Source organism: Winogradskyella sp. PC D3.3 (genome assembly GCF_054366245.1).
In genome coordinates this window covers 540,542-566,128 of record NZ_CM135962.1, presented here as the reverse complement: position 1 = coordinate 566,128, position 25,587 = coordinate 540,542, and the positions used below count along the sequence as shown (strand labels likewise).

The 25,587-nt window shown below is 33.2% G+C and carries 24 protein-coding genes and 1 pseudogene; 12 read left to right on the top strand and 13 right to left on the bottom strand.

Annotation, left to right across the window (positions count from 1 at the left end; genetic code table 11):
* Positions 1 to 84: 84 nt before the first annotated feature.
* The 3 genes from ACXGSQ_RS02460 to metG form a co-directional block, all read right to left on the bottom strand.
* Positions 85 to 795, bottom strand: a complete 711-nt coding sequence (locus tag ACXGSQ_RS02460; protein ID WP_458628063.1) for an OmpA family protein — start codon at positions 793 to 795, stop codon at positions 85 to 87.
* A 5-nt stretch (positions 796 to 800) separates the two neighbouring features.
* Positions 801 to 1,271: a lipocalin family protein gene (locus ACXGSQ_RS02455; RefSeq protein WP_458628062.1), complete on the bottom strand. Its 471-nt coding sequence runs from the start codon at positions 1,269 to 1,271 to the stop codon at positions 801 to 803.
* Positions 1,272 to 1,445: 174 nt separating this feature from the next.
* Entirely contained in the window at positions 1,446 to 3,494 is a 2,049-nt protein-coding gene (gene metG / locus ACXGSQ_RS02450; protein ID WP_458628061.1) for a methionine--tRNA ligase, read from the bottom strand.
* Positions 3,495 to 3,647: 153 nt separating this feature from the next.
* On the opposite strand from metG, the gene ACXGSQ_RS02445 reads away from it, so the two are divergent.
* The 3 genes from ACXGSQ_RS02445 to ACXGSQ_RS02435 all read left to right on the top strand — a co-directional run bounded on the left by ACXGSQ_RS02445 (position 3,648) and on the right by ACXGSQ_RS02435 (position 5,870).
* Positions 3,648 to 4,247 carry a hypothetical protein gene (locus tag ACXGSQ_RS02445; protein WP_458628060.1) on the top strand — a complete coding sequence of 200 codons (600 nt, stop codon included), beginning with the start codon at positions 3,648 to 3,650 and terminating at the stop codon, positions 4,245 to 4,247.
* A 184-nt stretch (positions 4,248 to 4,431) separates the two neighbouring features.
* Positions 4,432 to 5,454, top strand: coding sequence for a S66 peptidase family protein (locus ACXGSQ_RS02440; RefSeq protein ID WP_458628059.1), 1,023 nt, complete (start codon positions 4,432 to 4,434; stop codon positions 5,452 to 5,454).
* Positions 5,455 to 5,510: 56 nt separating this feature from the next.
* Entirely contained in the window at positions 5,511 to 5,870 is a 360-nt protein-coding gene (locus tag ACXGSQ_RS02435; protein WP_458628058.1) for a YraN family protein, read from the top strand.
* Between the two features lie 2 nt (positions 5,871 to 5,872).
* Here ACXGSQ_RS02435 and nadD read toward each other — a convergent pair whose 3' ends face one another.
* The 3 genes from nadD to ACXGSQ_RS02420 are packed head-to-tail and all read right to left on the bottom strand — an operon-like array spanning position 5,873 to position 7,926.
* Complete coding sequence (nadD, locus tag ACXGSQ_RS02430; RefSeq protein WP_458628057.1) at positions 5,873 to 6,451, bottom strand: nicotinate (nicotinamide) nucleotide adenylyltransferase; 579 nt, start codon at positions 6,449 to 6,451, stop codon at positions 5,873 to 5,875.
* A 1-nt stretch (position 6,452) separates the two neighbouring features.
* Positions 6,453 to 7,043 (bottom strand): guanylate kinase, encoded by a 591-nt coding sequence (gene gmk / locus ACXGSQ_RS02425; RefSeq protein WP_458628056.1) that lies wholly within the window; start codon positions 7,041 to 7,043, stop codon positions 6,453 to 6,455.
* Positions 7,044 to 7,068: 25 nt separating this feature from the next.
* On the bottom strand, positions 7,069 to 7,926 hold the full coding sequence (locus tag ACXGSQ_RS02420; RefSeq protein ID WP_458628055.1) for a YicC/YloC family endoribonuclease: 858 nt from the start codon (positions 7,924 to 7,926) through the stop codon (positions 7,069 to 7,071).
* 133 nt (positions 7,927 to 8,059) lie between these two features.
* On the opposite strand from ACXGSQ_RS02420, the gene ACXGSQ_RS02415 reads away from it, so the two are divergent.
* On the top strand, positions 8,060 to 8,539 hold the full coding sequence (locus ACXGSQ_RS02415) for an acyl-CoA thioesterase (protein WP_458628054.1): 480 nt from the start codon (positions 8,060 to 8,062) through the stop codon (positions 8,537 to 8,539).
* A gap of 2 nt (positions 8,540 to 8,541) precedes the next feature.
* Here the strand turns inward: ACXGSQ_RS02415 and ACXGSQ_RS02410 are convergent, their stop codons facing one another.
* Genes ACXGSQ_RS02410 through ACXGSQ_RS02400 form a run of 3 tightly spaced genes read right to left on the bottom strand, consistent with a single transcriptional unit; the run spans position 8,542 to position 10,916 of the window.
* The gene (locus ACXGSQ_RS02410; protein ID WP_458628053.1) at positions 8,542 to 9,687 is read right to left on the bottom strand and encodes a hypothetical protein; all 1,146 of its coding nucleotides are present in this window, start codon (positions 9,685 to 9,687) and stop codon (positions 8,542 to 8,544) included.
* The gene (locus ACXGSQ_RS02405) at positions 9,677 to 10,570 is read right to left on the bottom strand and encodes a DMT family transporter (protein WP_458628052.1); all 894 of its coding nucleotides are present in this window, start codon (positions 10,568 to 10,570) and stop codon (positions 9,677 to 9,679) included. Before ACXGSQ_RS02405 ends, ACXGSQ_RS02410 begins: the two co-directional genes overlap by 11 nt.
* Positions 10,563 to 10,916: an arsenate reductase family protein gene (locus ACXGSQ_RS02400; protein WP_458628051.1), complete on the bottom strand. Its 354-nt coding sequence runs from the start codon at positions 10,914 to 10,916 to the stop codon at positions 10,563 to 10,565. Before ACXGSQ_RS02400 ends, ACXGSQ_RS02405 begins: the two co-directional genes overlap by 8 nt.
* Positions 10,917 to 10,997: 81 nt before the next feature.
* Here ACXGSQ_RS02400 and ACXGSQ_RS02395 point away from each other — a divergent pair, with 81 nt between their 5' ends.
* Together ACXGSQ_RS02395 and ACXGSQ_RS02390 are read left to right on the top strand one after the other, a co-directional pair.
* Positions 10,998 to 11,453 carry a DinB family protein gene (locus ACXGSQ_RS02395; RefSeq protein WP_458628050.1) on the top strand — a complete coding sequence of 152 codons (456 nt, stop codon included), beginning with the start codon at positions 10,998 to 11,000 and terminating at the stop codon, positions 11,451 to 11,453.
* 4 nt (positions 11,454 to 11,457) lie between these two features.
* Entirely contained in the window at positions 11,458 to 12,705 is a 1,248-nt protein-coding gene (locus ACXGSQ_RS02390) for a cation:proton antiporter (protein ID WP_458628049.1), read from the top strand.
* Here the strand turns inward: ACXGSQ_RS02390 and ACXGSQ_RS02385 are convergent.
* Complete coding sequence (locus tag ACXGSQ_RS02385; RefSeq protein ID WP_458628048.1) at positions 12,702 to 13,421, bottom strand: DUF3298 and DUF4163 domain-containing protein; 720 nt, start codon at positions 13,419 to 13,421, stop codon at positions 12,702 to 12,704. The two genes, ACXGSQ_RS02390 and ACXGSQ_RS02385, sit on opposite strands and share 4 nt — an antisense overlap.
* Before the next feature lie 138 nt (positions 13,422 to 13,559).
* Between ACXGSQ_RS02385 and ACXGSQ_RS02380 the strand changes: the two genes are divergently transcribed.
* Complete coding sequence (locus tag ACXGSQ_RS02380; protein WP_458628047.1) at positions 13,560 to 14,699, top strand: cystathionine gamma-synthase; 1,140 nt, start codon at positions 13,560 to 13,562, stop codon at positions 14,697 to 14,699.
* Between the two features lie 61 nt (positions 14,700 to 14,760).
* Here the strand turns inward: ACXGSQ_RS02380 and ACXGSQ_RS02375 are convergent, their stop codons facing one another.
* A complete protein-coding gene (locus tag ACXGSQ_RS02375; protein WP_458628046.1) occupies positions 14,761 to 15,549 on the bottom strand; it encodes a THC0290_0291 family protein in 789 nt (262 codons plus the stop codon).
* Between the two features lie 317 nt (positions 15,550 to 15,866).
* Between ACXGSQ_RS02375 and ACXGSQ_RS02370 the strand changes: the two are divergent.
* Both ACXGSQ_RS02370 and ACXGSQ_RS02365 read left to right on the top strand, forming a co-directional pair.
* Positions 15,867 to 16,354: pseudogene (locus ACXGSQ_RS02370) on the top strand (Glu/Leu/Phe/Val dehydrogenase dimerization domain-containing protein); the annotation flags it as partial.
* A 48-nt stretch (positions 16,355 to 16,402) separates the two neighbouring features.
* Positions 16,403 to 17,209, top strand: coding sequence for a dehydrogenase family protein (locus ACXGSQ_RS02365; RefSeq protein WP_458629308.1), 807 nt, complete (start codon positions 16,403 to 16,405; stop codon positions 17,207 to 17,209).
* Positions 17,210 to 17,260: 51 nt separating this feature from the next.
* Here ACXGSQ_RS02365 and ACXGSQ_RS02360 read toward each other — a convergent pair whose 3' ends face one another.
* Both ACXGSQ_RS02360 and ACXGSQ_RS02355 read right to left on the bottom strand, forming a co-directional pair.
* Positions 17,261 to 18,139 (bottom strand): alginate O-acetyltransferase AlgX-related protein, encoded by an 879-nt coding sequence (locus ACXGSQ_RS02360; protein WP_458628045.1) that lies wholly within the window; start codon positions 18,137 to 18,139, stop codon positions 17,261 to 17,263.
* 182 nt (positions 18,140 to 18,321) lie between these two features.
* Positions 18,322 to 19,593, bottom strand: coding sequence for an MBOAT family O-acyltransferase (locus ACXGSQ_RS02355; protein ID WP_458628044.1), 1,272 nt, complete (start codon positions 19,591 to 19,593; stop codon positions 18,322 to 18,324).
* A gap of 217 nt (positions 19,594 to 19,810) precedes the next feature.
* Here ACXGSQ_RS02355 and porZ point away from each other — a divergent pair, with 217 nt between their 5' ends.
* The 3 genes from porZ (at position 19,811) to ACXGSQ_RS02340 (ending at position 25,380) form a co-directional block, all read left to right on the top strand.
* Entirely contained in the window at positions 19,811 to 22,195 is a 2,385-nt protein-coding gene (porZ, locus tag ACXGSQ_RS02350) for a type IX secretion system anionic LPS delivery protein PorZ (protein ID WP_458628043.1), read from the top strand.
* A gap of 3 nt (positions 22,196 to 22,198) precedes the next feature.
* Complete coding sequence (gene recO, locus ACXGSQ_RS02345; RefSeq protein ID WP_458628042.1) at positions 22,199 to 22,918, top strand: DNA repair protein RecO; 720 nt, start codon at positions 22,199 to 22,201, stop codon at positions 22,916 to 22,918.
* Between the two features lie 137 nt (positions 22,919 to 23,055).
* A complete protein-coding gene (locus tag ACXGSQ_RS02340) occupies positions 23,056 to 25,380 on the top strand; it encodes a TonB-dependent receptor plug domain-containing protein (protein WP_458629307.1) in 2,325 nt (774 codons plus the stop codon).
* The last annotated feature ends 207 nt before the right edge of the window (positions 25,381 to 25,587 follow it).

Sequence of the window (25,587 nt, the reverse complement as noted above, 5' to 3'; positions counted from 1 at the left end):
TAAAAAAAGACCTTATACATTTAAAATTATAAGGTCTGTAATATATTTAACTCTGCTGTAATTGCCGAATAGTTTTAGCAAAAGTTATTCATTAGATTCGGCTTCTTTCTTTGCATCATTAACCATGGTATCGTTAGGCACAATAGCAATATTTACACGTCTATTTTTAGAGCGTCCTTCGGCTGTACTGTTATCGTTTGTTGGTTGTTCTTCTCCAAACCAATGTGTTGTAAATCTGTTGCTACTTAAACCTTTACTTGTTAAATAATTAGTTACGGCTTCAGCTCTGTTTTTAGACAACGTCATGTTATAAGCAGCATTACCAGAGCTATCTGTATGGCCAACAACTAAAATGTTGGTATCTGGGTATTCAGCAAATACACGCGCTAATTTATTTAATGTTTCTTGTGACTTAGCATTGATATTATATTTTTCGGTGGCGAAATATACTCCACTTTGCTCGTCAAAAGTAAGGACGATTCCATCATCTACACGTTCTACCGTTGCACCAGGAATTTCTTCTTCAATTTGCTGTGCTTGTTTATCCATTTTGTTTCCTATGAGCACTCCAGCTCCTCCGCCTACAACTCCTCCGATAACTGCTCCTAACTCTCCTTTACCACCTTTGCCAATATTGTTTCCAATGATGGCTCCAAGTAAGGCACCGCCAGCAGCACCAATAGCAGCTCCTTTTTGTTTATTATTCGCATTATCTATTGCCTTACAATTGGTCATCAGTACTAAAAGTAGGGATAAGGTTATGGCTAATGTAAATTTATAATTCAATAATTTCATAATATTTATAGTTTAATAAAGTTCATTGTAATGGTGATGGGCTTTCCATCTAAGGTCACCATTTGTTGCCACTGCATAGTGGTTTCAGATAAAGACGTGAGTTCGAGTCTGAATCCTGCATTAGTTTCCGATTTACCCTTTTCATTGGTAGGTTTTAGTAGAAAGTTATATAAGCCAGTGGCTTCGTCAATTTCGTCAATCGTGAATACGAAATAACGCTGATCTGTTGCACAATGTAATCCTGAAAGAGTATACGTTCCAGTATTATTGTTGGGTATAAATTGCCATGTGCTATTTTCAAAACACACTTTTTCGGCATCATTAAGTAGTGTGATTTTTAAATCTCCGATTGCTGAAGATTTTACAGAAGTTAATGTCCAATCTCCTTTAATTGTCTTTTTCGATTGACGAATTGTTTTTGAAGCGCCACAAGCCAAAAAGCAGACGGTTAAACATAATAGCGTTAATTTTTTCATGCTCTTTTTCTTTAAATAAAGTTGTTATACAAAGTTACGTAAAGGCTAAAGATTGTATTACTTGAAAAGAAAAAATTATTGATTCATTAACTAAAAATTAGGATATAAAATAGGTTCCGTTTTGCAGTGTTTACAAAAGGGAACCTATAATTTTAATAAATAAAATAGGAGGGCTTAACTTATTTGAAGTCCATTAGAAACTTCATCCTTATCAGGATTCACAAACACCAAATTACCACCTTCATCTTCCGTCATTAAAATCATCCCTTGACTTTCAACTCCTCGTAAAGCTCTTGGTGCTAAGTTGACTAATACAGTAACTCGTTTTCCTATAATGTCTTCTGGTTTAAAGCTTTCAGCGATACCAGAAACAATTGTACGTGTATCAATACCTGTATCTACTTTTAAAACTAAAAGCTTTTTTGTTTTAGGCATTTTTTCGGCTTCTAGAATTGTTCCTACTCGTAAATCTAATTTTGTAAAATCTTCAAAAGTAATTTCTTCTTTTTGTGGTTCTGTCACTTTATTTGCTACTTCGTTAGCTTTTTTACTGGCTTCTAGTTTTTCTAATTGTTTTTCAATTTCAGAATCTTCAATTTTAGAGAATAATAATTCTCCTTTTCCAATTTGATGTGAGGCCTGAATTAAAATGTCTTTAGTTGAAACGTCTTCCCATTCGTTCTCATTCGAATTTAAAATACCTTTTAACTTGGTTGAGGTAAATGGTAAGAACGGCTCTGACAACACAGCAAGTGCAGAAGCGATTTGTAAAGCCACAAACATCACGGTTTTTGTGCGTGCTTCGTCTGTTTTAATGGTTTTCCAAGGTTCTTCGTCGGCTAAGTATTTGTTTCCTAGTCGTGCTAAATTCATCAATTCTTGACTTGCTTCTCTAAAACGGTAACGTTCAATAGAACTCGAAATTACAGCAGGATATGCTTTTACAGCTGCCAAAGTTTCTTCATCAATCGTAGAATAATCCGATGGTGTTGGGATAATACCGCCGTAATATTTGTTAGTTAAAACCACTACGCGGTTGATAAAGTTTCCAAAAATAGCCACCAATTCATTATTGTTTCTAGCTTGAAAATCTTTCCACGTAAAATCGTTATCCTTTGTTTCCGGTGCATTGGCCGTTAAGGCATAACGCAGTACATCTTGCTGATTCGGGAAATCGATTAAATAATCTGGTAACCAAACCGCCCAGTTTTTTGACGTCGATAATTTTTGACCTTCTAAGTTTAAAAATTCGTTAGCAGGTACGTTGTCTGGTAAAATATACGAGCCTTCAGCTTTTAACATGGATGGGAAAATAATACAGTGAAACACAATATTATCTTTTCCTATAAAGTGTACCAATTTGGTGTCTTCGTCTTTCCAATAATCTTCCCAGTTTTTACCTTCGCGTGCTGCCCATTCTTTGGTTGCAGAAATGTAACCAATAGGAGCATCAAACCAAACGTAAAGCACTTTGCCTTCGCCACCTTCAACAGGTACCGGAATTCCCCAATCTAAATCTCTAGTTACGGCACGTGGACGTAAGCCATCGTCAATCCAAGATTTTACTTGACCGTAAACATTGGGTTTCCAATCTTTTTTGTGACCTTTTAAAATCCATTCACGTAAAAAGTCTTCGTGTTTATTTAAAGGTAAAAACCAGTGTTTGGTTTCTTTTAAAGAAGGCACATTTCCTGTGATTGCCGATTTTGGGTTTATTAAATCTGTAGCATTTAAGCTGGATCCACAGCTTTCACACTGATCACCATAAGCTTCTTCATTCCCACATTTAGGACAGGTTCCTGTGACAAAACGATCTGCTAAAAACTGATTCGCTTCAGCATCGTATAATTGTTCAGTCACTTCTTCTACAAATTCATTTTTGTCGTAAAGGGTTTTAAAAAACTCTTGAGCCGTATCATGATGAATTTTAGCTGTGGTACGTGAGTAGTTATCGAATGTAATACCAAAATCAATAAAAGACTGCTTGATAATGGCATGGTATTTATCAACGATATCTTGAGGAGTCACTCCTTCTTTTTTGGCCTTTATGGTAATGGGTACACCGTGCTCATCACTTCCGCAAATAAAAGCAACGTCATTGCCAGTTAATCTTAAATATCTAGAATAAATATCTGCAGGTATATAAACACCAGCTAAATGTCCAATATGAATTGGGCCGTTAGTGTATGGTAATGCTGCTGTTATGGTATATCTCTTCGACATGGTTTTTATTTTTTTTTGAAGCTACAAAAGTAAGCATTTTGTAGTGTGAATTGTAATGAAATAAAGAAACGATTCGTCGAAAAAAAAAGCAGATTATTTTGATTTTTTACAAAAAAAAATACTTTTGGCGACTTAATCAAACAAATTTATAAAATGAAGAATTTAAAATTACTTTTTCTATTAGTGTCAATTAGCTTAGTATCTTTTTCTTGTGGAAGTGATGATGATGGAGACGGAGGAACGGCTGGTGGTTCAGGTGTATTAGTTTATGGTGATACGGAATATCAATTAAAATCTGGAGTTATTGCGGATTATGGCGAATATTTTGATGGTGTATATAACTTTGATATTTCTTTAGTAGACTCAGGACTTAGAATTGTAGATGGTGAAACTATACCTACTAATGATACTTTTTCTGGAGTATATTTTGAATTATTTACATCAAATTCACAAGATATAGAAGAGGGTGTGTATACCTTGGGAAATAGCACAGAAGCGGGTACTTATGGCTCTGCTGAGATAATCATCGAAACTACTGTTGATGAAGATTACGATGCATTCGAAATAAACTCAGGAACGTTTACAGTTTTAGATGATGGTTCTTCTTACGAGTTTGAATTTGAAGGAACGGTATCTAACGGTACTTCTTTTTCGGGATACTATACAGGATCTTTAGTGTCTGTTGATTACTCATCTGAATTAAGTCGATCAGAAGCTTCTAATACAACAAAAACTAAAGCATTATTCAATTAATAATTGTACTAATTTTTTACAAAAGAGATGGTCTTAATATAGGATCATCTCTTTTTTATGTGTTAAAACTTCTGACTGATTTAAATTGAAGTTGAAAATACAGAAGTACTTTTTTAAAGTGTTATTCGTTATATTATTTTATTGGCTTCAATTTTTACTTTTTATATTTACAAAAACTCTATTTATGATTTCGAAAAAGTCCTTTCTAGTTCTAATTTTAATTCTACTTATGGTTGTAAATACAGATATCAATGCTCAAACAGAAACGGATAATTCTACAGAAATGACTTCAAAATTAATACAACCACCATATTTGAAAGCAGGCGATACGGTTGCTATTGTTGCTCCGTCTGGGATTTTAAAAAATCGTGAAGGTGAAGTGCAACAGGCTGTGGCACTGTTAAAAAGTTGGGGGTTGCATGCCGTTGTTGGTAAGCATGTGTTTAGTAAGGCAAATCATTTTGCGGGTACAGATGCTGAACGCTGTGAAGATATGCAAAACGCCATGGACGATCCTAAAATTAGTGCCATTTGGTGTGCTAGAGGTGGTTATGGAACGGTTAGAATTTTAGACAAATTAAATTATACGGCATTTAACAAAAAACCAAAATGGATTATTGGGTATTCTGATATTACAGCTTTGCATAACCAAGTGCATAATGAAGGATTTCAGTCATTACATGCTTTAATGTGCGTGAGTTTAACAAAGGATTTAAATGACATTAAAGAAACGGTTGCTACCTTTAAATCTGCTTTATTTGGGGAACCAACAGATTATACTTTAAAGGGCTCTAAGTATAATAGAGTAGGAGAAACTTCAGGAGAATTGGTTGGTGGGAATCTCACGATGTTACATACTATGTTAGGTTCTAAAGAGAGTATTGATACCTCTGGAAAAATCCTTTTTATTGAAGAAATTGGTGAATACAAATATCATATAGATCGCATGTTACAAAGCATGAAACGCGCTGGTTATTTTGATAATTTAAATGGGCTTGTGGTTGGTGATATGTCTAAAATGCGAAAAAACACCACGCTTTGGGGAACTTCGGTAGAACAATTAATTTTAGATGCTTTAGCTGACTATGATTTTCCTATTGCTTTTAATGTGCCAGCAGGTCATGAAAAGGACAATAGAGCTTTAGTTCTAGGTAGAACTGTTGATTTGAAGGTTGAAAAAAAAGGGAGTAAATTATCATTTAGATAGTCATATTATTTAAATAAACGAATGCGTAGTTTATAATGCCAACTGAATATTAAACAATGGCACAGCATAATGAACTTGGTAAAAAAGGTGAACAGTTAGCCGTAGATTTTCTGCTAAAACATAATTATGATATTCTTGAGCGTAATTACCGTTTTCAAAAGGCTGAGGTAGATATTATCGCTCAAAAAGATGATGTTTTAGCAATTGTTGAAGTGAAAACGCGATCTTCTATTGATTTTGGAAATCCGCAAGATTTTGTAAAGCCTAAACAAATTAAAAATTTAGTAAAGGCTGTAGATGAATACGTCAATGAGAACAACTTAGATATTGAAGTGAGATTCGATATTATTGCAATTATTAAAAAAGAAAAAGGATTTGAAATAGAACATTTAGAAAATGCCTTTTATCATTTTTAATATTACCGATAAAAATTCATTTCATCTAAGTATTTCCAAACATGCTCAGGGAGCATTGGTCTTACATTTTTACCCTCTTTTATTGATTTTCTAATAAAGGTAGATGACAATTCCATTATTGGAGCATTAACATGATGGATTTTAGGATGCGCATCAAACTGTGTTTCTGTCTTCCCTTTTGAAAGCCTAGGATAGACATAAATATCGTGATTGTCTAAAATAAGCTCATAGTTTTTCCACTTATGAAAACTTTTAAGATTGTCTTCCCCCATAATTAAAGAAAATTCATAATTTGGAAATTTCTCAATGAGATAAGTTAAGGTGTCAATGGTGTAATTGGGTTGTTTCAGTCCAAATTCTATATCGCTAGGTCTTAATTTATCGTAGTCTTCAGTAGCTAAATGTACCATCTCTAAACGTTGGTAATTATCTAATAGACTACTTTTCTTTTTAAAGGGACTTAAGGGAGTTACCACAAACCAAACTTGGTCTAAATCGCTATGTTCAACTAAATGATTGGCAATGGTTAAGTGACCAATATGAATGGGGTTAAACGTTCCAAAAAATAAACCAATTTTCATGTTATTTTGCTATAAAATCTGAAACCAATTTGTAAGCATTCTCTAAAGCTTCATCTAAGTTAGAATTGATGACAATTTCATCAAAAAGTGGAGCAGTAGCGAGTTCAGCAGGTGCTTTTGCTACGCGCATACTAATTTTGTCTTCACTTTCTTCACCTCTTTCTTTTAATCGTCTTACCAGTTCATTTAAATCTGGAGGTTTAACAAAAATGGCAAGGGTTTGTTCTGGAAATTTTCGTTTTATACGCAAGCCACCAGAAACATCGATATCAAAAATGACATGTTTGCCTTTGGCCCAAATACGTTCAATTTCAGCTTTTAAAGTGCCGTAAAAATTATCTCTATACACTTCTTCCCATTCTAAAAACTCATCTGCTTTAATTTTGTTTTTAAATTCTTGAAGTGATAAGTAGTAATAATCTTTTCCGTGAGTTTCATTACCTCTAGCTTCTCGCGATGTTGCCGAAATAGAAAATTCTAAGTTGAGTTCTGGCTGTTTTAATAAATGACGAACAATAGTAGTTTTTCCTGAACCAGAAGGTGCTGAAAAGACAATAAGCTTACCTTGTTTTTTGTTTTTTATTTCTGACAAAATGTATGTTTTTACGTCTTACTAATTAAAGTACGTTTAATAATTGTTCCTTAATCTTCTCGAGTTCATCTTTCATTTGAACCACTAATTTTTGCATGGGAGCATAGTTAGATTTTGAACCAATAGTGTTAATTTCTCTTCCAATTTCTTGAGAGATAAAACCTAATTTTTTTCCGTTGGAATCGTCAGAATTTAACGACTTTATAAAATAATCTAAGTGGTTTTCTAATCGTACTTTTTCTTCGGTAATATCAAATTTTTCAATGTAATACACCAATTCTTGTTCAAAACGATTTTCATCTACTTTCTCTTTAATATCAGCAACACCTTTTTCTAATCGTGCTCTTACACCATCAATACGTTCTGGATCCATAGTGATGACTTCTTGCAATAAGCGTCTAAGTGTGGCAATTCTATCTTCGAAATCTTGTTTTAGTGTGGCGCCTTCGTCCTTTCTGTAAATAACAATATTAGCAATGGCTTTATTAATTTCCTTGCTAATTAACGACCACTCTTCTTCATCAATATCATCGCGTTCTGTCGTTACAGCATCTGGCATGCGAATGGCCATTTTTAATAGTTCTGTAGCATCGCCATCTACAACTTCTTTTAGTTGTCTAATGTATTCTTTAACTACGGTTTTATTGATTTTAGAGCTGGTATCTTCTCCTGTGATTTCTACAAATAGTGAAAAATCTACTTTTCCTCTAACAAGATTTTTAGCAATAAGCTTTCTAATATCTAATTCTTTAGCTCTATACATTGAAGGCATACGAGCATTGAGGTCTAAGCTTTTACTATTTAGAGATTTTAATTCTATAGAGATCTTTTTGGTTGGGAGCTGAAGTACAGATTTCCCGTAACCTGTCATGGATTGTATCATTAAAACATTGCGATTAAAGTTGCGCAAAGGTACAAAATTGAATGGTTTTAGAAGTGTATTAAAATTTTTACCAACTCTTAGATGTGGATAGGTTACTTTCTTAACTTTGTTTTTTAAATGTAAAGTTATAAAGATGTATAAAAAACAATTCGAAATTCGTTGGAGTGATGTAGATGCTAATGGTCATTTAGCTAATTCTGCGTATACTAATTTTATGAGTCATACACGAATGGCTTTCTTTCTTGAGTTTGGCTATTCAATGCCAGAAATGAAAAAATACAATGTGGGGCCTGTGGTATTTTATGAGCATATGTATTATTTTAAAGAATCATTCCTTGGAACTCCAATTACAGTAACTATGGAGGTTTCGGGTTTAAGTGAAGATGGTATGTTGTTTATGTTTGAGCATAACTTTTACAATGATAAAGGTGATAATTTAGCCTACTGCGAAATGCAAGGTGCTTGGATTGATTTAAAAACAAGAAAGTTAACAGCTTTGCCTGCTCCTCTATTAGAATTAGCTCATAAATTCCCAAAATCTAAAAGCTTTAAAGTGTTGACAAAGGAAGATACAAGGAAGCATGGCGTACGACCAAAGCCGATGGCATTATAACTTTACTTAAAAACCGAATGTTGCTTAAATGATTTAATATGAACATTTTTAATAAACGGTTTTAAAATCCGATTAGGCAAATACCGCTTGTGTTTACAGTAACAGGTTAAGGTCTTGGGCTCGGCACCGAGCGTGCTTTTTATTTCAGAAGCTGTTCTACCTAAGTTAATCTGAGTCGATTTTGTCGCAATACCAAGCCGTACATAATCATTTAAAATTCTTGGGTAGATGGCAAATTCCTTGTTTTTAGAATAGTCAATACCAATAAAATGTGCATCGAGGTGGGTTTCGTTTTGCATGGCCGAGAGAAAGCCAACGAGTTTATCTTCTAGAAAATACCCTTTTACTATAAAAGTATCTTGAAATGCTTTTTTTAGGAGAATATAAGTATCAAGATTTAAAATTTGAGCATTAAAGTCCGCATTGTCGATAGTGTTTTGATATAAAGCTTGAAGGGCATCTTTGTGTGTTTCGATTTCTTCTTCAGAAAATAATTTGGCTACTAAAGCCTGGCTTTTAGCATCCGCTCTATTCGCTTTTATGCGGTATTTAGATTTTAAAGCATTGGTGTAATCATCAAAAGAATGCCATTCGGGTTTAAGCGTAATAATCATATTAGGCTCAACGTTCATAGCTGTGTAATCATAAGATTCTAAGTGATTTGTAATAGGAAGTGATTCGTTTTCAAAATCTTTAATAAAAATAGCTTTTAGTTTTTTGGTGGATTTTGAAAGTTGTTTTACCGCTTGAGCAATGGCTTTAAAAGTTGCTATTTTATCTTCTCCGTGCTTTAAAAAAGTACCATACTCTCCACTTAAAAAGATATTTCCACAGAATAACACACGAATATGATTGTTGCAAAATAGATTGTTAACCCGATATCTTATATTATCAGACATTTTAATGTTTTTTGTAATGGTTTCAACACCAATGGTTACAATCTGTGTGTTAGCAAAAGCAACAGCTTCTTGGTCTTTAAGGATGAAAATATAATTAAATTCTATGTCTGTATTGGCAAGTTCAAAAGCTTTTAAAAATTCTGGTGAATAATAAATATTTGTGCAGCAATTGACACTATCCCAATACGTTTGTGGAATGGTATCAACACTTTTGAAAACTTGAGATTTTAGAGGCAATTTAAATGGCATTTTTAGGTTTTTTGGATACAAGAAATACCCCTAAAAATATGAGTAACATGGCTCCAAGTTTTATGAGGTCTATAAAATCTGCACCAATTGAAATAGCAAAGAGCCCAGCAATTACAGGTTGAAGATAAATAAATATGCCTACAGTAGATGCTTTTAATTTGTTTAATGCTAGTGGGTTAAATAAATAGGTTCCGAAAGTTGCTCCGACAACAACAAATACAACCGACCAAATAGCATTAGGTGTAAATGTGTGCCACTCTACAGCTTTTAAGTCATTATAACCAAACGGAATTAACATAATGAGACCAAACAAAAACAACCATTTAATAAATGTAAACGGGTGGTATTTAGAAGTCAGTTTTTTAATCATTATAACATAGATACTGTACGAAATAGCATTTAAAAACACGAGTAAATTACCTAAAGGTACATTATCTCCCGCTCTTGCAGATTTACCATAAATAGTTAAAACTAATGCACCAATTAAGCCTAAAGTAACTCCAATTATTTTTAGCTTAGAAACCTTTTCTTTTAAAATTATAGCGGACAAAATTAAAATGATAATAGGTACTGTAATGGTAATGGTAGAGGCGTGTATTGGTGAGGTATATTCCAAGCCTTTAAAAAATAAAAGCATATTAATCATCACTCCGAAAATGGCAGCGACAAAGAGTTTTAGATAGTCTTTTTTTTCAATTTTTTGTTTTGGTAAAAAGAGACTCATTGCCCAAAATAATACTGTAGCTCCAGCTACTCTTATAAGTACAAACCCAAAAGGTTTGATGAAATTTTCATTCATTACCGTTTTTGCAATGGTGAAATTGAGACCATATAATACTTGCACCATAATCAATGCAAAAATGGCAAATTTTCTACTATTCATGTATAGCGCGTTGGGCTGCTTCTACTGTTTTCTTAGAATTGCCAATAAAAATAGTACCATTGTATAAAATTACTGGACGTTTTAAAAATGTATAATGTTCTAAAATGAAGTTTTTATAATCGTCTTCCGATAGGGATTTGTCTTTTAAGCCCAATTCTTTATAAAGTCTAGCACGTTTACTAAACAAGCTTTCATAACTATCTGTGAGGGCTCTCATTTCCTTAATTTGAGATTCAGTAATTGGATCTGTTTTAATATCTTGAAGTTGAAAATCTTCTGGTAAATTCAGTTCATTAATGATACGAGTACACGTATTACAACTGCTTAGGTAGTATATTTTGTTCATAATAGAAACGGTTTTATTTACACTATACAAAGAAACCGTATTTCTAACGAATTTTATTACTTTTAAGAAAAATATGATTTTATGGATTTTGCTTTCGACGTATCAATTAAAAATAGAGAATTATTAAAAAGTTTTATTGAAAACCACACTTTAGAAGAGTTAAATAAAGTGCCACAAGGGTTTAATAATAATATCATTTGGAATATTGCACATACAGTGGTTACACAGCAGTTATTGGTTTATAAGTTGTCTGGATTGCCAATGGCCGTTTCTGATGAGATGGTAGAGGACTTTAAAAAAGGAACAAAAACGGAACGGGATTTGTCACAGTCTGAAGTCGATACAATAAAAGGGTTATTGTTTTCTACCATTGAAAAGACGAAGGAAGATTATAATAATAAAATATTTCAAAACTATAAGGCGTATACCGTGACTACAAAAAGTACATTAACTAATGTTGAAGAGGCTATTGATTTCAATAATTTCCATGAAGGTATTCATTTAGGTTATATTTTAGCACTTAGAAAATCAATTTAATTCTATGGATTACTATTCAATTGCGACTATTTTAATCGTTCTTTCTGCGGGTTTTGGTTATATAAATGAGAAGTTTTTAAAGTTGCCAATCACCATTGGTTTAATGGTAATTACTATTGTATTTACTGTAGTTTTGGTGGGTATTGCTCAATTCGATGACACGCTACTAATACAAGAACGAGAGTTTATAGCTATGATTGACTTTGAAACGGTGCTCTTAGATATTATGCTGAGTTTCTTGTTATTTGCGGGTGCGCTACATACTAATTTTAATCAGCTTAAGGTGCAACGATGGCCAATTATGGCTTTTGCGACGTTAGGTGTATTGGTGTCTACGTTTTTAGTTGGTATTGGTATGTATTATGTATTAATGGCAATGGGTTTCAATATTGATTTTATCTATTGTTTATTATTTGGAGCTTTAATTTCGCCAACAGACCCTATTGCTGTTTTAGGTATATTGAAAAAAGCAGGAGCTCCGAAAAAGCTTGAAACTAAAATTGTAGGAGAATCATTGTTTAATGATGGAGTCGGTGTTGTGGTATTTCTAACCATTTTTGCAATTGCTGCAAAACCAGATGCTGCGATTGCGCTTTCTGATATTGCTACCTTATTTGGACAAGAAGTTATTGGTGGTATTATTTTGGGGCTTTTTCTAGGCTGGGTTACGTATCGTTTAATGCGATCTATAGATAGTTACGAAATTGAAGTCATCTTAACCCTTGCAACCGTTATGGGAGGAACTATGTTAGCACACAACTTTCATTTATCGGCACCATTAGCCATGGTAACAGCAGGATTAATTGTGGGAAATGATACCGTAAGGAATTCTGCGATGTCTGAAACTACAGAGTTGTATGTTGATAAATTTTGGGAGTTGGTAGATGTTTTATTGAACACCGTATTGTTTGTTATGATAGGTATGGAAATGCTGATTTTAACCTTAGACGGAAAATATATTTATGCGGGCTTATTGGCTATTCCTATCATATTGATGTGTCGTTATCTTTCGCTGTGGTTACCAATAAAATTCTTTGAAAAACGATTAGATTTTGTGCCAAAGACAAATTTAATAATGACTTGGGGAGGATTACGCGGAGGTATTTCTATTGCATTAGCGCTAAGTTTAACTAAAGACATGCATAGAGAATTATTTTTAGTAATAACCTATGTGGTGGTTGTGGTTTCTATTGTAGGACAAGGTTTAACTGTTGGGCCAATTATAAAACGATTGACAAGAAAAACCGTTTAGTTTTTCTTTAAATAAGGGGTTACATCACTAAATGGAATCATAAACTCGGTATAGCCTAAATCGTAAGAAGCTACTTCATAAACATTATAGATTAGCACTAGGCCTTCATCACTAAATCCAATATTCTTTGGTAAATGAAAAGGTTCACCGAAGAAGAAATTTTCAATGGTTAAATGATCTTTATCGTTTTCTAAAGATGAAATAAATTGAGTTTCAGCCAATGCTGTAAACCCATCGATGTCGTTAATAAAATCATTGATTTCTATGGTTTGTCCAGTCTTAGCATCAAGATTTAATAGTTTTATTTTATCGTTACCGTGTGCACCACCTTTAAACTCATAAGTGCTAATGGCTATGGTAATAATCTCTTCAGATTGATAAATTAATTCGGTTTCAATATGTAGCTCCCAAGACGGCTCAGTAGCTTCAGAAAATTCTTTTTTAAAGCTGAGGTATTCTTCATTAAAAGCATTTAAAACCGCCTCTAAATTGGTTTTGTTTTCAGATGTATTTAAGGTTTCAATAATGGCATGTTCAACGTTTGCATTAATGGTATTGCTGAGCTCGTTGCTTCCTGTGGCTTTGCTATATACCGCTGAGATTTCAGCCTCATAAGGTTCTTCAACCGAAATAGTGTCAAAAGTAGCGGGCTTAAATTCAGAAGTACAAGAATGTAGTACAATGGCAAATACGACAAAAGGAATTATTCGTTTCAAAACAGTTGAGGTTATGTTTAATAAACAATAAAGGTATTATATAGATTTGAATAGAACGAATTATCCGTTAAATTTGTTAAGGTTCAAAACGATAATTCTTTAAAAAGTTTTAAGAGATTAGTTTTAAATTATTTATAAATGAAATTCAATACTAAAACAATTCATGGTGGTCAAAAACCAGAGGCAGCATATGGTGCTGTTATGCCACCGATTTATCAAACGTCTACATTTGCACAATCGACTCCTGGAGAACATAAAGGTTATGCGTATGCGCGTTCTGCCAATCCTACACGCCATGCTCTAGAGCGGGCTTTTGCAAGTATTGAAAATGGGGCACATGGTTTAGCCTTTGGTTCTGGATTAGCGGCGATTGACGCTGTTTTAAAGTTGTTAAAACAAGGTGATGAAGTGATTTGTACGAATGACTTATATGGAGGTACCTATCGTTTATTTACTAAGATCTATGAAGACTTTGGTATAAAGTTCCATTTTGTTGGTATGGAGAATGCAGATTGTATCGAAGGTTATATCAATGATAAAACAAAATTAATTTGGATTGAAACTCCAACAAACCCAATGATGAATATTATTGATATTGTAAAGGTTGCTAAAATAGCAAATAACCATAAAGTTTTATTAGCTGTTGATAATACATTTGCGACGCCTTATTTACAAAGACCATTAGATTTGGGAGCCGATATTGTAATGCATTCTGCTACAAAATACCTTGGAGGTCATAGTGATTTGGTAATGGGAGCATTAATTGTTAAAGCTAAAGATTTAGCAGAGCGTTTGTATTTTATTCAAAATGCAAGTGGTGCTATTTGTGGTCCTCAGGATGCCTTTTTAGCTTTAAGAGGTTTAAAAACCTTGCATGTTAGAATGCAACGTCATTGCGAAAACGGTAGAGCAGTAGCGGAGTATTTAGAAAACCACCCTAAAATTGAAACCGTGTATTGGCCAGGGTTTAAACACCATCCTAATTACGAGATTGCTAAAGCTCAAATGAAAGATTTTGGTGGTATGGTGTCCTTTGTGCCAAAAGGAAATAACTATGCAGAAGCCATTAAGATTGTTGAAAATCTAAAGGTGTTTACTTTAGGAGAATCCCTTGGAGGTGTTGAGTCTTTAGCTGGTCATCCGGCAAGTATGACCCATGCTAGTATTCCTAAAGCAGAACGTGAAAAAACAGGTGTTGTGGATGCGCTAATTAGATTAAGCGTTGGTATTGAAGATGAAGCAGATTTAATAGCTGATCTAAAACAAGCCATTGGATAATAACAGTCTTGTGTGAAAATATAAAAATAGAATTCTGGGATTCGTTTTTTTAGTTAAGGTATTAATCGAAGTAAAAGATATAACCAACATTTAACCAGACTAACCAATCATTGGTTTTGTTAGAGGCTAACTGGTGATCTAATCCATCCGTTTTATCATCAAAGAAACTTTGAACTCTCAAATCAATCATTAAATCGGAAAGTGTTGAAAGTTTATATCTTGTACCAATACTGCCGACAACAGACAAAGTGGTGCCGCTTTGGTCGCTTATAGAGCCAGGCTCCCAATTCGGATAAAAGTTACTAGCATTATCTATGTTTTGATCACCATAGGAAGTGCTTACGTCAGGATTATAAGTTACATAGTGTACACCTAAGCTTAAAAATGGAGCAAAAGAAGCTCCTCCTTGTGAAAAATCTTTTATACTTAGTGGGTAATATTCTAATTGTATCCCTAGGTCCCAATTTTGGGCCTCACCAGAATGTGCTCTTAATTTATCAGCAGAAGCACTTGTTCTATTCTCATCAACCCATTTTCCAAAATGATTAAGTTTTGTTTTGTTCCAAGAGATTTCAGCTCGAATTTTAAAGTGGTCAGTGAAATAATTATTCTTTGAATAATAATAGTAGTTTGTTAGGTAATCAAAGTTCATGTAGTAGACGAGACCTATACCAAACCCGGTGTTACCAGCATTGGTTTCAAAGTCATAGCGCTCACCAAAATCAGATTGAAATGCTACAGGACCGGCGATTATACCGATCTCATGAGAAAAGCCTAATTGTGAGTAACTCAATTGCATTGATAACAGTAATATCAATGGAAAGAGTAGTTTTTGTATCTTTAGTATCATGTAATTCTAAAATTGAAGCTTCTACCGAGCAAATATATAAAAACTCGATAAACTACCAAATAAAACCGATTAAATACATTATTTTTATTTTTTTTGCATAAAAATTAAACCCTTTTTATATTGAATATGATATTTAGAATATCATACTAAAAGAATTGATATTTGCCTTATTATTAAAGAAATAAGAACGGCACAATATATCAAAATATTCTTACAATTACTTGTTTAAAATAAAATATCCCAATATTTTGCTAAAAATAGATTAATTTTTAGAATTGGTAAAAGGATTAGATAATTTAGAGACCAAATAAAACTTCATGAGAGAAAAAATAGATGCTTTTTTGGCAGAAGTACAAGCAAGAAATGGTCATGAACCCGAATTTTTACAGGCTGTTCAAGAAGTAGCAGAATCATTAATTCCTTATATAGCACAGCATAAATTATATAGCGGTAAAAACATTTTATTACGAATGGTAGAGCCGGAGCGATTAATTTCATTTAGAGTCACTTGGATAAATGATGATGGAGAGATACAAGTCAATAGAGGTTATAGAATACAAATGAACTCTGCAATTGGTCCTTATAAAGGCGGTTTGCGTTTTCATCCTTCTGTAAACGCTAGTATTTTAAAGTTCTTGGCTTTTGAGCAAGTGTTTAAAAATGCGTTAACGACACTTCCAATGGGAGGAGGTAAGGAGGTTCTGATTTTGATCCTAAAGGCAAATCAGATGATGAGATTATGCGTTTTTGTCAAGCGTTTATGAGTGAATTATATAGGCATATTGGACCGTTTACAGATATTCCTGCAGGTGATATTGGTGTTGGCGGAAGAGAAATTGGTTACCTGTTTGGCATGTATAAGAAACTTAAAAATGAATTTACAGGAGTTTTAACAGGTAAGGGGCCATCTTGGGGTGGTTCTTTAATTCGACCAGAATCTACAGGTTATGGAACGGTTTATTTTGTTCAAAATATGCTAAAGCTTAAGAATGATTCATTACAAGATAAGAATGTTGTCATTTCAGGATCTGGTAATGTTGCACAATATGCAACAGAAAAAGCGATAGAATTAGGAGCGACAGTATTAACATTATCAGATTCTGGTGGTTATATTGTAGACGAAGATGGTATTGATAGCGGAAAGTTAAGTTATATAATGCATCTTAAAAATGTAAAACGTGGACGTATTAGCGAGTATGTTAATCAATATCCTAATGCAAAGTATTATCCTGGTGAACGGCCATGGTCTGTAAAATGTGATATTGCTTTACCTTGTGCCACTCAAAACGAATTAGACGGTAACGAAGCAAAACAGTTGGTAGATAATGGTTGTATTTGTGTTGTAGAAGGCGCAAATATGCCTTCAACTCCAGAGGCTATAGACGTGTTTAAAACTGCAAAATTATTATTTGCTCCTGGTAAAGCTTCAAATGCAGGAGGTGTTGCTACTTCAGGATTAGAAATGAGTCAAAATTCGCTACGTCTTAGCTGGACTAGAGAAGAGGTTAATTCAAGATTGAAAGGTATTATGGAGGCCATTCACGATTCATGTGTTAAATATGGAAAAAATGAAGATGGTTCTATAGACTACATTAGAGGAGCCAACATTGCCGGTTTTGTAAAAGTAGCAGATGCTATGCTTGCACAAGGAGTCGTATAAGCAAGACTATGAGAATTAAATTTAAGCTTCTGTTTTTTGACGGAAGTTTTTTTATAGAATTTCAGTCTTTAAATTTAGTAGTGTTCTTAAATTTCTTTCAGCAATTTCAATCACAACAACATCAGGTTTTTCTGTGTCTATTAAATCTTTATTAAAGGTATAGTCTTTTAGGTATAAGGTTTCGCTGAAAGTATCATTAAAAAAAGGAATGAGATGATTAGCAAATGAATCTCGGAACATTAAAAGTTTTAAATTATTGTTAGGATTTGTATATCGTAAATAAGGTTTTGTATAATCTTCAGATAAGTTATCATTGGCCTTTTTTATGTAGATTGATTTTTCAGGGGTATTGATTTTTAACAACCTTGTTAAATCTCCTGCTATCTCAAAATTATCATCCACTTCATAATTAGATAATTTTTGAGATTTAATTTGAAAACGATTTTGCATTTGCGCTATAATGTTCTGATAGGCTAAGAACGCTCCAAAGGTGTTCCAGTGAGAGTCTGTTTTATAGTATAATGGATTTATAGGTTTGGACGACTTTAAATGCTGCGTAAGGTTTATAAATGAAACTTTAGAATTTTGTAAGTGGTGCTGTAACTGATCTAATTTGGTTTCACCTTGTTTTAGTTTGTATGGTAGGTATTCTTTATAAATATTATTTTTATTTGGAGCAATAACAATGTAAAGTGGTATGTTTTTCGATGTTAGATAATTATGAATAGTGGTGAGTTTGCTTTCAATAGCAGCTAATTCATTATGGCTAAAACGATCATTTCCATAAGCATCGTTAAGTGTATTTAGATAGTTGTTTCCTAAAAAATACCATCCGTTTTGTCCGGAAATAACGTTATGTGGAATAGGATTTTCTCTGAGTACATCTGTTTTAAATTGAAGGTAATAATTAACAAAGGGAGAATTAGACATAAAGTCTTCAGTGTAATAGCGTTTTATGTTAGATTTTACGTCTTTAGGATTTGTAAAATTAATTTGTAAAATGTGCTGGTTGCAACATATATCTCGAATAAGTAAAATTATGCTAGGCACTATTATGGTAGCCAAAAAAACTATGGTAATTATTTTTGAGTATCGATATTGGGTTTGTCTAATCAAAATCTAAAGTAAATAAATGGATTATAGCTTTCATTAGCAACATAGAATATACTTAAACTAAATAATACGATTAATACGAAAGCTTTTAGTGTAAGCTTCAAATTGACATTAATTGATCTCAGAGGTTTCAACGTTTTATATATTGGGATTGAAAATAAAACTCCTAAAATGAGACTTAGCGTACTTTCCACTGTTAAGTAAAAATTCAGATAATTAAAATTAGTCGTTTTTGAAAATGAAATAAGCGACTCATAATAATACAGCGCATGAGCGATGGAGTCACTTCTAAAAAGTACCCAAGAAAGCATAACAACTAATAGTAAATAAAAATGTGAGAAAACTGAAGGAACTTTGCGGAGCAGAGCTTTTAGTTTGGTGCGTTCTAGAATAATAAAAAAACCGTGAAAAAGGCCCCAAAGAATAAATGTCCAGCTAGCACCATGCCAAAGACCAGTAATGAAAAATACTATGAATAGGTTAATATAGGTTTGTAAATTTCCTTTTCTATTACCACCTAAGGATATATATAGGTAATCTTTAAACCATTGAGAAAGTGTAATATGCCAGCGTCTCCAGAACTCTTTTATAGATTTGGAGATATAGGGATAGTTAAAGTTTTCAGGGAAATTAAAACCAAACATTTTACCTAGTCCTATTGCCATATCTGAGTAACCCGAAAAATCAAAATATATTTGAAGCGTATAGGCTAATAGTCCTAACCATGCCATGCTCATAGATAAGTCGTTATTAGCTAAACTGAACATACCATCAGCGATGAAGCCACAATTATTAGCAATAAGCATTTTTTTAGAAAGCCCTATAATGAAGCGTTCTACACCTTGAGAAAATTGAACGACATTATGTTTTCGGTTTGTGAGTTCGTTTTTAATGTCTGTGTATCTAACTATAGGACCTGCTATAAGTTGTGGAAAAAAAGCCACATAAGTAGCAAAGTCTATAAAATTTTTATTCGCTTTTACTTTGCCTCTATACACATCTATGGTGTAGGACATCGTTTGGAACGTAAAAAAACTAATTCCAATAGGTAGTGTAATATTGGCAAGTTGCGTCGTTTCGGAATGGTTTAAATCGAAAGCATATAATAAAGCGTTAACATTCTCAAAAATAAAATTAGCATATTTAAAATAAATTAAGAGGCCTAAATTAAAAAGCATAGAACATATTAAGCCCAATTTTTTGTTCCCTTTTTCTATAATTAAAGCGCATACGTAATCGACTAAAGCAGATAGTAAGATAAGTACCACCATGACGCCTTCGCCCCAAGTATAAAAAGCTAAACTGAAGAGTAGTAGGACAAAATTCTTTAATTTTTTAGGAGAAAAAAAATAAACAATTATTGCAATTGGTAAAAAGAAGAATAAAAAAACAGTGCTGCTAAATAGCATGTAGATGTATTAATTGTGGCTCAAATTACAATAAAATATACTATTTTTGGTTCTTCTCATAAAGCAATCATAGCAACTGATGAAAATTATTAAAACACTTACCTTTCTTAGTTTTATTTTATGCTTTCAATTTAATCATTCGCAAGATTTCTCAACGTTATGGCAAGGTCATTATTCATACAATAATATTGTAGATGTTGTTAATGGTGAAAATAAAATATTTGCAGCAGCTCAAAATGCTGTTTTTGAATATGATACGTTAACCAATGAGCTTTTAACAATCACATCGGTTGAAGGTCTTTCTGGTGAACAAATTACCAGCATATATTATAGTGAGCTTTATCAATATTTACTCATAGGATATGACACGGGATTAATTGAAGTCTATTCTGAAACCGAAAAGTCGGTATTGACTGTCGTCGATATTTTAGAAAAACAAAACATTACTCCTGTCAATAAACGTATAAATCACTTTTTTGAAAACGAAGGTCTCGTTTATATTTCTACAGATTATGGTGTGTCTACGTATGATTTAGAACGCTTAGAATTTGGAGATACTTTTTTTCTAGGGAATGGTGGAGCTCAGATTACAGTGAAACAAGTGTCTGTTTCAAATAATGAAATTTACGTCGCTTGCTTGGATAATAATGGTCTAAAAAAAGCTGATTTAAGTAATCCTAATCTAATAGATTACCAACAATGGCAGACTATTATTTCAGGGAATTTTTATACCGTTAATGCGGTCAATAATAAACAATATGCAGTAGGAGGAAATAAAGTACTTTATGAGTTAAATGGAGCCGCAATAACTTCATTGTTTACATTTCCTTTATTACCATTAGATTCTGATATGTCTGGATCTAATCTTATCTATTCAACACAAAACACAACTTATATCTATGATGAAAATCTGCTTTTAGTAAATAGCTTTCAGCCAACAGTAGATTTTGATACTAGTTTTAGTACTGCAACGCTTATAAATGGTTTTGTTTATATAGGAACCAAAGATTTTGGTGTATTAACAACTGAAATTAATGGTGGTACTGACTATACAGTGATTAGACCAAATGGTCCATTGGAAAATAATATATATAAATTAAATGCTACAACTCAGACCGTTTGGGCTACTTACGGTCAATATACAAGTGCGCTTAATCCCTATCCACTGACGTCAAAGGGGATAAGTTATTTAAATGATGGTTATTGGACGAGTTTGCCTGTTGATAGTCTTTTTAATGCCTATGAATTGAATGAAATAACACCTAATATATTTAACCCCAATCAAGTGTTTATCAGTTCTTTTTTTAACGGTATAGTAGAAATTAATGATTTTGAACCTACGGTTTTATTAAATGAAACGAATAGTGGATTAGAATCTCTTGTGTTAAGTGATGATCCTAACTATATAGATATTAGGGTTTCGGCAACAGAATTTGATCCCAGTGGATTATTATGGACATTAACAAGTTTTGTTGAAAGACCGCTAAAGTCTTACGATCCTAATTCTGGTGCATGGCGCGCTTATAGTTTTTCTGATTTAATTGATCCGCCAAGTTCTGAAAATGGGTTTTTTGATATGGAAATCGATGATAATGGAACAAAATGGATTGGATCCTATAATAATGGACTGATAGCTTACAATGAAAATATAGCAAATAATCCATTGCGTAATATTAATACGGAAGCGCAAAACGTAGATCCATTTACTCGATTTATAAGTTTAGCTATCGACAATAGAAATCAGCTTTGGGTTGGTACAACAAATGGATTGAAAGTGCTTTACAATACTTCTGGGTTTTACGAAGACACTAATCCAACCTTAAGTTCAATTATTATTTTAGAAGATGGTATTCCTAAAGAATTACTAGAAGGGCAGACGATTACAGATATTAAAGTCGATGGTTCTAATAATAAATGGATTGGCACGGTAGATTCTGGTGTGTTTTATTTTTCATCAGATGGCCAAACGACTATTTATCATTTTACTAAGAATAACTCTCCGTTACCATCTAATACTATTAATGATATATCAGTAGACTCTGATAATGGTATTGTTTACATTGCTACAACAAAAGGTTTATTGTCTTTTAAAGCCGGCGGTTCCAAAACAGAATCGACCTTAGAAGATGCTTTTGTTTATCCAAATCCTGTGCGACCAGAATATAATATTCTTGGTTTTAATGATCTAAATGATATAAATAAAGGGATTAAGGTTAGTGGGCTTACTGAGCGTGTGAATATTAAGATTACAGATATTGAAGGTAATTTGGTTGCCGAAGCACAATCTAATGTTAATTTAAGGTCTTCTAATACCAACTATAATTTTGCCATAGATGGTGGAACAGCAGTTTGGAATGGAAAAAATCTAGGCAATAATGTAGTGCGAACAGGGGTTTATTTAATCTTAATTTCAGATTTAGATTCGTTTGAAACCAAAGTGCTTAAAGTTCTAATAGTCCGATAAAACATGCTTTCAAAAAATAATAGCATTGTTCTTTCTAAATTAAGATATAGAGATCACGACCTTATTGTAAAATGTTATACCGAGGAACGTGGAGTTGTTAGTTATCTATTGCGAGGTGTTTTAAAATCTAAAAAAGGCCTTTCTAAAACGGTATATTTTCAAGCGTTATCGCAACTTCAAATCGAAGAAAATTACAAGCCCAATCAGTCCCTTCATTTTATAAAAGAAACAAAGTTTAATTACATTTACAAAAGTCTTCATACCAATATCTATAAAAGTTCAATCGTTTTATTTTTATCTGAAATTCTTTCAAATGTGTTAAAAGAAGAAGAAAAGAATGCAGACTTATTTCATTTTATAACGGCTGCGCTTCAATATTTAGATAATGAAGATCAGTTTTCCAACTTTCATTTGTTGTTTCTTTTAAAGCTAACCCGCTATTTAGGTTTTCAGCCAGAAAACATACATAATAATTATCCTTTTTTTAATTTAGAAACAGGGGTTTTTGAAGCTTCAAATCATGGGATTTATTCTGTATCAGGAGAAAATTTAACTCTTCTAAAACAGTTGTTAGGCACAAGTTTTGATGCCTTAAATACCGTATCGATTAAAGCAAAACAAAGGCAAGAGTTTTTAAATATGCTGTTGCATTATTTTGAATTACATTTAGGTAGTTTTAAAAAACCGAAATCATTACAAGTGCTTAACGAGGTATTTCATTAAGCTATTTTTTTTCAAAAAAAATTATAAGGATTGTGAGCTCACAAGTGAAGCGTATTAGCATACATACTATTTTTTTATTTCTTTTTTTACAACTAACGTTTTCTCAAACAGTTACTGTTTTGGAAGCGGAAAGTGCTATGCCTATTTCTGGAGTTGTACTGGTTAATTCTAAGGCGAGTAAAACGGTTATGACCGATGCAAATGGTGAAGCTTCTTTGGAAATCTTCAAGGCAGGAGACATTATTCGTTTTAAGGATTTTTTATATGAAACACAGCATTTAACAAAATCTGAAATAGCTAAAAAGAATTATATTGTTTATCTCACACCTAGAGTAGAAGGTTTAGATCAAATTTTAATTTCAGCATCTCGGTTTGAACAGAACAAACGCGACATTCCACAGACCATTGTTAATATTAATGCGAAAGACATTGCTTTAGCACATCCACAAACTAGCGCAGACTTATTGGAGAATACGGGTAATATTTATATTCAAAAAAGTCAATTAGGAGGTGGAAGTCCAATGATTAGAGGGTTTTCTACAAATCGATTGTTGATTGCGGTTGATGGAGTACGCATGAATAATGCTATTTTTAGAGGAGGGAACTTACAAAATGTAATTGCTATAGACCCGTTTTCTGTGCAACATACGGAGGTTACACTTGGTGCTGGTTCAGTAGTTTATGGAAGTGATGCTATTGGTGGTGTTATGAGTTTTTATACCAAAAAACCACAATTTTCAGAAACGGATGATTTGAACTTTAGTGCAAATGCTTTAACTCGATTCGCTTCAGCAAACCATGAAAAAACAGGTCATGTAGATGTGAATTTAGGCTATAAAAAATGGGCGTTTTTAACTAGTGTTAGTTATACGGATTTTGATGATTTAAGAATGGGGAGCCATGGACCAGATGACTATCTTAGACCAGAAGTTGTGACGCAAGATCATGGAGAGGACGTTATTGTAGCCAATGAAAATCCTAAAGTGCAGACACCAACTGGTTACGATCAAATTAATTTGATGCAAAAGTTGCGGTATAAATCTTCTGATAATTTAGATTTTGATTTAGGCTTATATTATTCCACAACTTCGGCGTATTCTAGATATGATAGACTGATACGTTATAGCGGTGATGTCTTGCGTTCTGCGGAATGGAATTACCAACCACAACAATGGTTTATGGGGAATTTTCAGTTGACTAAATTAAGTAGTAGCTCAAATCTCTATGATAAAATACAAACCACTTTAGCGTACCAAAATTTTAAAGAAGGTAGAGAAGATCGTGATTTTCAATCTGTAATACGTGCTGTTAGAGAAGAAGCCGTTGATGCTATATCATTTAATTTAGATTTAGAAAAAACATTAAGTTCTAAAACGAGTGTTTTTTATGGTCTAGAATATTTGCACAATACGGTGCATTCTAAAGGCTATGATACGTCTATTGAAACAGGAGAGCATATGGTTGCGGTTAGCCGATATCCCGATGGGTCTACATGGCAGTCTATTGCGGCTTATGCGAGTTTAAAACATAAACCGAATTCGAAGTTTGTATTTCAGTCTGGACTACGGTTTAATCAGGTGATTGCGAAAGCTGATTTTACGGAGAATAATGAGTTTTTAAACTTACCTTTTGACGATGCTGAGGTTAATACAGGGGCGCTAACTGGTACTGCTGGTATTACATGGTCTCCTAGTAAATTGATTCAATGGAAACTGAACGCTGCAACGGCTTTTAGAGCTCCAAATATTGATGATATTGGTAAGGTGTTTGACAGTGAGCCTGGAGCTGTTGTTGTGCCCAATAAGGATTTAAAAGCGGAATATGCTTATAGTGGAGAGTTGGGTTTGCAATTGAATTTTGAGAATAAAGTTATTATCGATTTGGCGACGTATTACACGTTTTTGGATAATGCATTAATACGACGCGATTATGAGCTCAATGGTGAAACGGCGATTGTTTATGATGGAGAATTAAGTCGTGTGCAAGCGATACAGAACGCGTCAAAAGCATGGATTTATGGCTTTGAAGCAGGGTTGGAAATCCATTTTACCGAACAATTGAAGTTGCGTTCTCAGTACAATGTTATAGGAGGCACAGAAGATAATAATGGAATAGAAGAGCCTGTGCGGCACGTGGCGCCTAATTTTGGTCGTACCCATTTGAGTTGGAAACGTAACCAATGGTTATTTGATGCTTTTGTGGTTTATAATAATGAATTATCGTTTAACCAATTGTCTCCTTCGGAAACATCGAAAGATTATATTTATGCTTTGGATGCTAATGGTGATCCGTATGCACCAGCTTGGCATACACTTAATGTTAGAATGCAATATCAATACAATAATAAACTTAGCTTAACGGCTAGTGTAGAAAATATAACAGACCAACGTTATAGACCTTATTCTTCTGGGATCACTGCTGCTGGTAGAAACATTATTCTTGCTTTAAATTATAAGCTTTAGAATTTATTTGGTTTCTGTAGATATTAACCTTTTTTGAAATTTTGTTTAATGACGACTTCTGTTTGACTCTTACCTGAAAAAGGCCCGACGTAACTAGGGGTGAACCTTTATTGAAATTTGGGTGTGATTCTGGTTAAAGCCTTGCCATCTCTGACCTAAAATAGAATAAGCCTCATTTTTTGAATGAGGCTTATTCTACATAATATA

What these genes read in the sequence shown, in the direction of transcription:
- ACXGSQ_RS02365 (WP_458629308.1), top strand. Translation starts at nt 16,403, where the DNA reads ATGTATAAGAAACTTAAAAATGAATTTACAGGAGTTTTAACAGGTAAG.
- ACXGSQ_RS02440 (WP_458628059.1), top strand. Translation starts at nt 4,432, where the DNA reads ATGATTTCGAAAAAGTCCTTTCTAGTTCTAATTTTAATTCTACTTATG.
- ACXGSQ_RS02415 (WP_458628054.1), top strand. Translation starts at nt 8,060, where the DNA reads ATGTATAAAAAACAATTCGAAATTCGTTGGAGTGATGTAGATGCTAAT.
- nadD (WP_458628057.1), bottom strand. Translation starts at nt 6,451, where the DNA reads ATGAAAATTGGTTTATTTTTTGGAACGTTTAACCCCATTCATATTGGT.
- ACXGSQ_RS02435 (WP_458628058.1), top strand. Translation starts at nt 5,511, where the DNA reads ATGGCACAGCATAATGAACTTGGTAAAAAAGGTGAACAGTTAGCCGTA.
- ACXGSQ_RS02460 (WP_458628063.1), bottom strand. Translation starts at nt 795, where the DNA reads ATGAAATTATTGAATTATAAATTTACATTAGCCATAACCTTATCCCTA.
- ACXGSQ_RS02455 (WP_458628062.1), bottom strand. Translation starts at nt 1,271, where the DNA reads ATGAAAAAATTAACGCTATTATGTTTAACCGTCTGCTTTTTGGCTTGT.
- ACXGSQ_RS02340 (WP_458629307.1), top strand. Translation starts at nt 23,056, where the DNA reads ATGCCTATTTCTGGAGTTGTACTGGTTAATTCTAAGGCGAGTAAAACG.
- ACXGSQ_RS02395 (WP_458628050.1), top strand. Translation starts at nt 10,998, where the DNA reads ATGGATTTTGCTTTCGACGTATCAATTAAAAATAGAGAATTATTAAAA.
- metG (WP_458628061.1), bottom strand. Translation starts at nt 3,494, where the DNA reads ATGTCGAAGAGATATACCATAACAGCAGCATTACCATACACTAACGGC.
- ACXGSQ_RS02410 (WP_458628053.1), bottom strand. Translation starts at nt 9,687, where the DNA reads ATGCCATTTAAATTGCCTCTAAAATCTCAAGTTTTCAAAAGTGTTGAT.
- ACXGSQ_RS02380 (WP_458628047.1), top strand. Translation starts at nt 13,560, where the DNA reads ATGAAATTCAATACTAAAACAATTCATGGTGGTCAAAAACCAGAGGCA.
- ACXGSQ_RS02420 (WP_458628055.1), bottom strand. Translation starts at nt 7,926, where the DNA reads ATGATACAATCCATGACAGGTTACGGGAAATCTGTACTTCAGCTCCCA.
- porZ (WP_458628043.1), top strand. Translation starts at nt 19,811, where the DNA reads ATGAAAATTATTAAAACACTTACCTTTCTTAGTTTTATTTTATGCTTT.
- ACXGSQ_RS02400 (WP_458628051.1), bottom strand. Translation starts at nt 10,916, where the DNA reads ATGAACAAAATATACTACCTAAGCAGTTGTAATACGTGTACTCGTATC.
- ACXGSQ_RS02360 (WP_458628045.1), bottom strand. Translation starts at nt 18,139, where the DNA reads ATGTCTAATTCTCCCTTTGTTAATTATTACCTTCAATTTAAAACAGAT.
- ACXGSQ_RS02390 (WP_458628049.1), top strand. Translation starts at nt 11,458, where the DNA reads ATGGATTACTATTCAATTGCGACTATTTTAATCGTTCTTTCTGCGGGT.
- ACXGSQ_RS02405 (WP_458628052.1), bottom strand. Translation starts at nt 10,570, where the DNA reads ATGAATAGTAGAAAATTTGCCATTTTTGCATTGATTATGGTGCAAGTA.
- recO (WP_458628042.1), top strand. Translation starts at nt 22,199, where the DNA reads ATGCTTTCAAAAAATAATAGCATTGTTCTTTCTAAATTAAGATATAGA.
- ACXGSQ_RS02375 (WP_458628046.1), bottom strand. Translation starts at nt 15,549, where the DNA reads ATGATACTAAAGATACAAAAACTACTCTTTCCATTGATATTACTGTTA.
- ACXGSQ_RS02445 (WP_458628060.1), top strand. Translation starts at nt 3,648, where the DNA reads ATGAAGAATTTAAAATTACTTTTTCTATTAGTGTCAATTAGCTTAGTA.
- ACXGSQ_RS02355 (WP_458628044.1), bottom strand. Translation starts at nt 19,593, where the DNA reads ATGGTGGTACTTATCTTACTATCTGCTTTAGTCGATTACGTATGCGCT.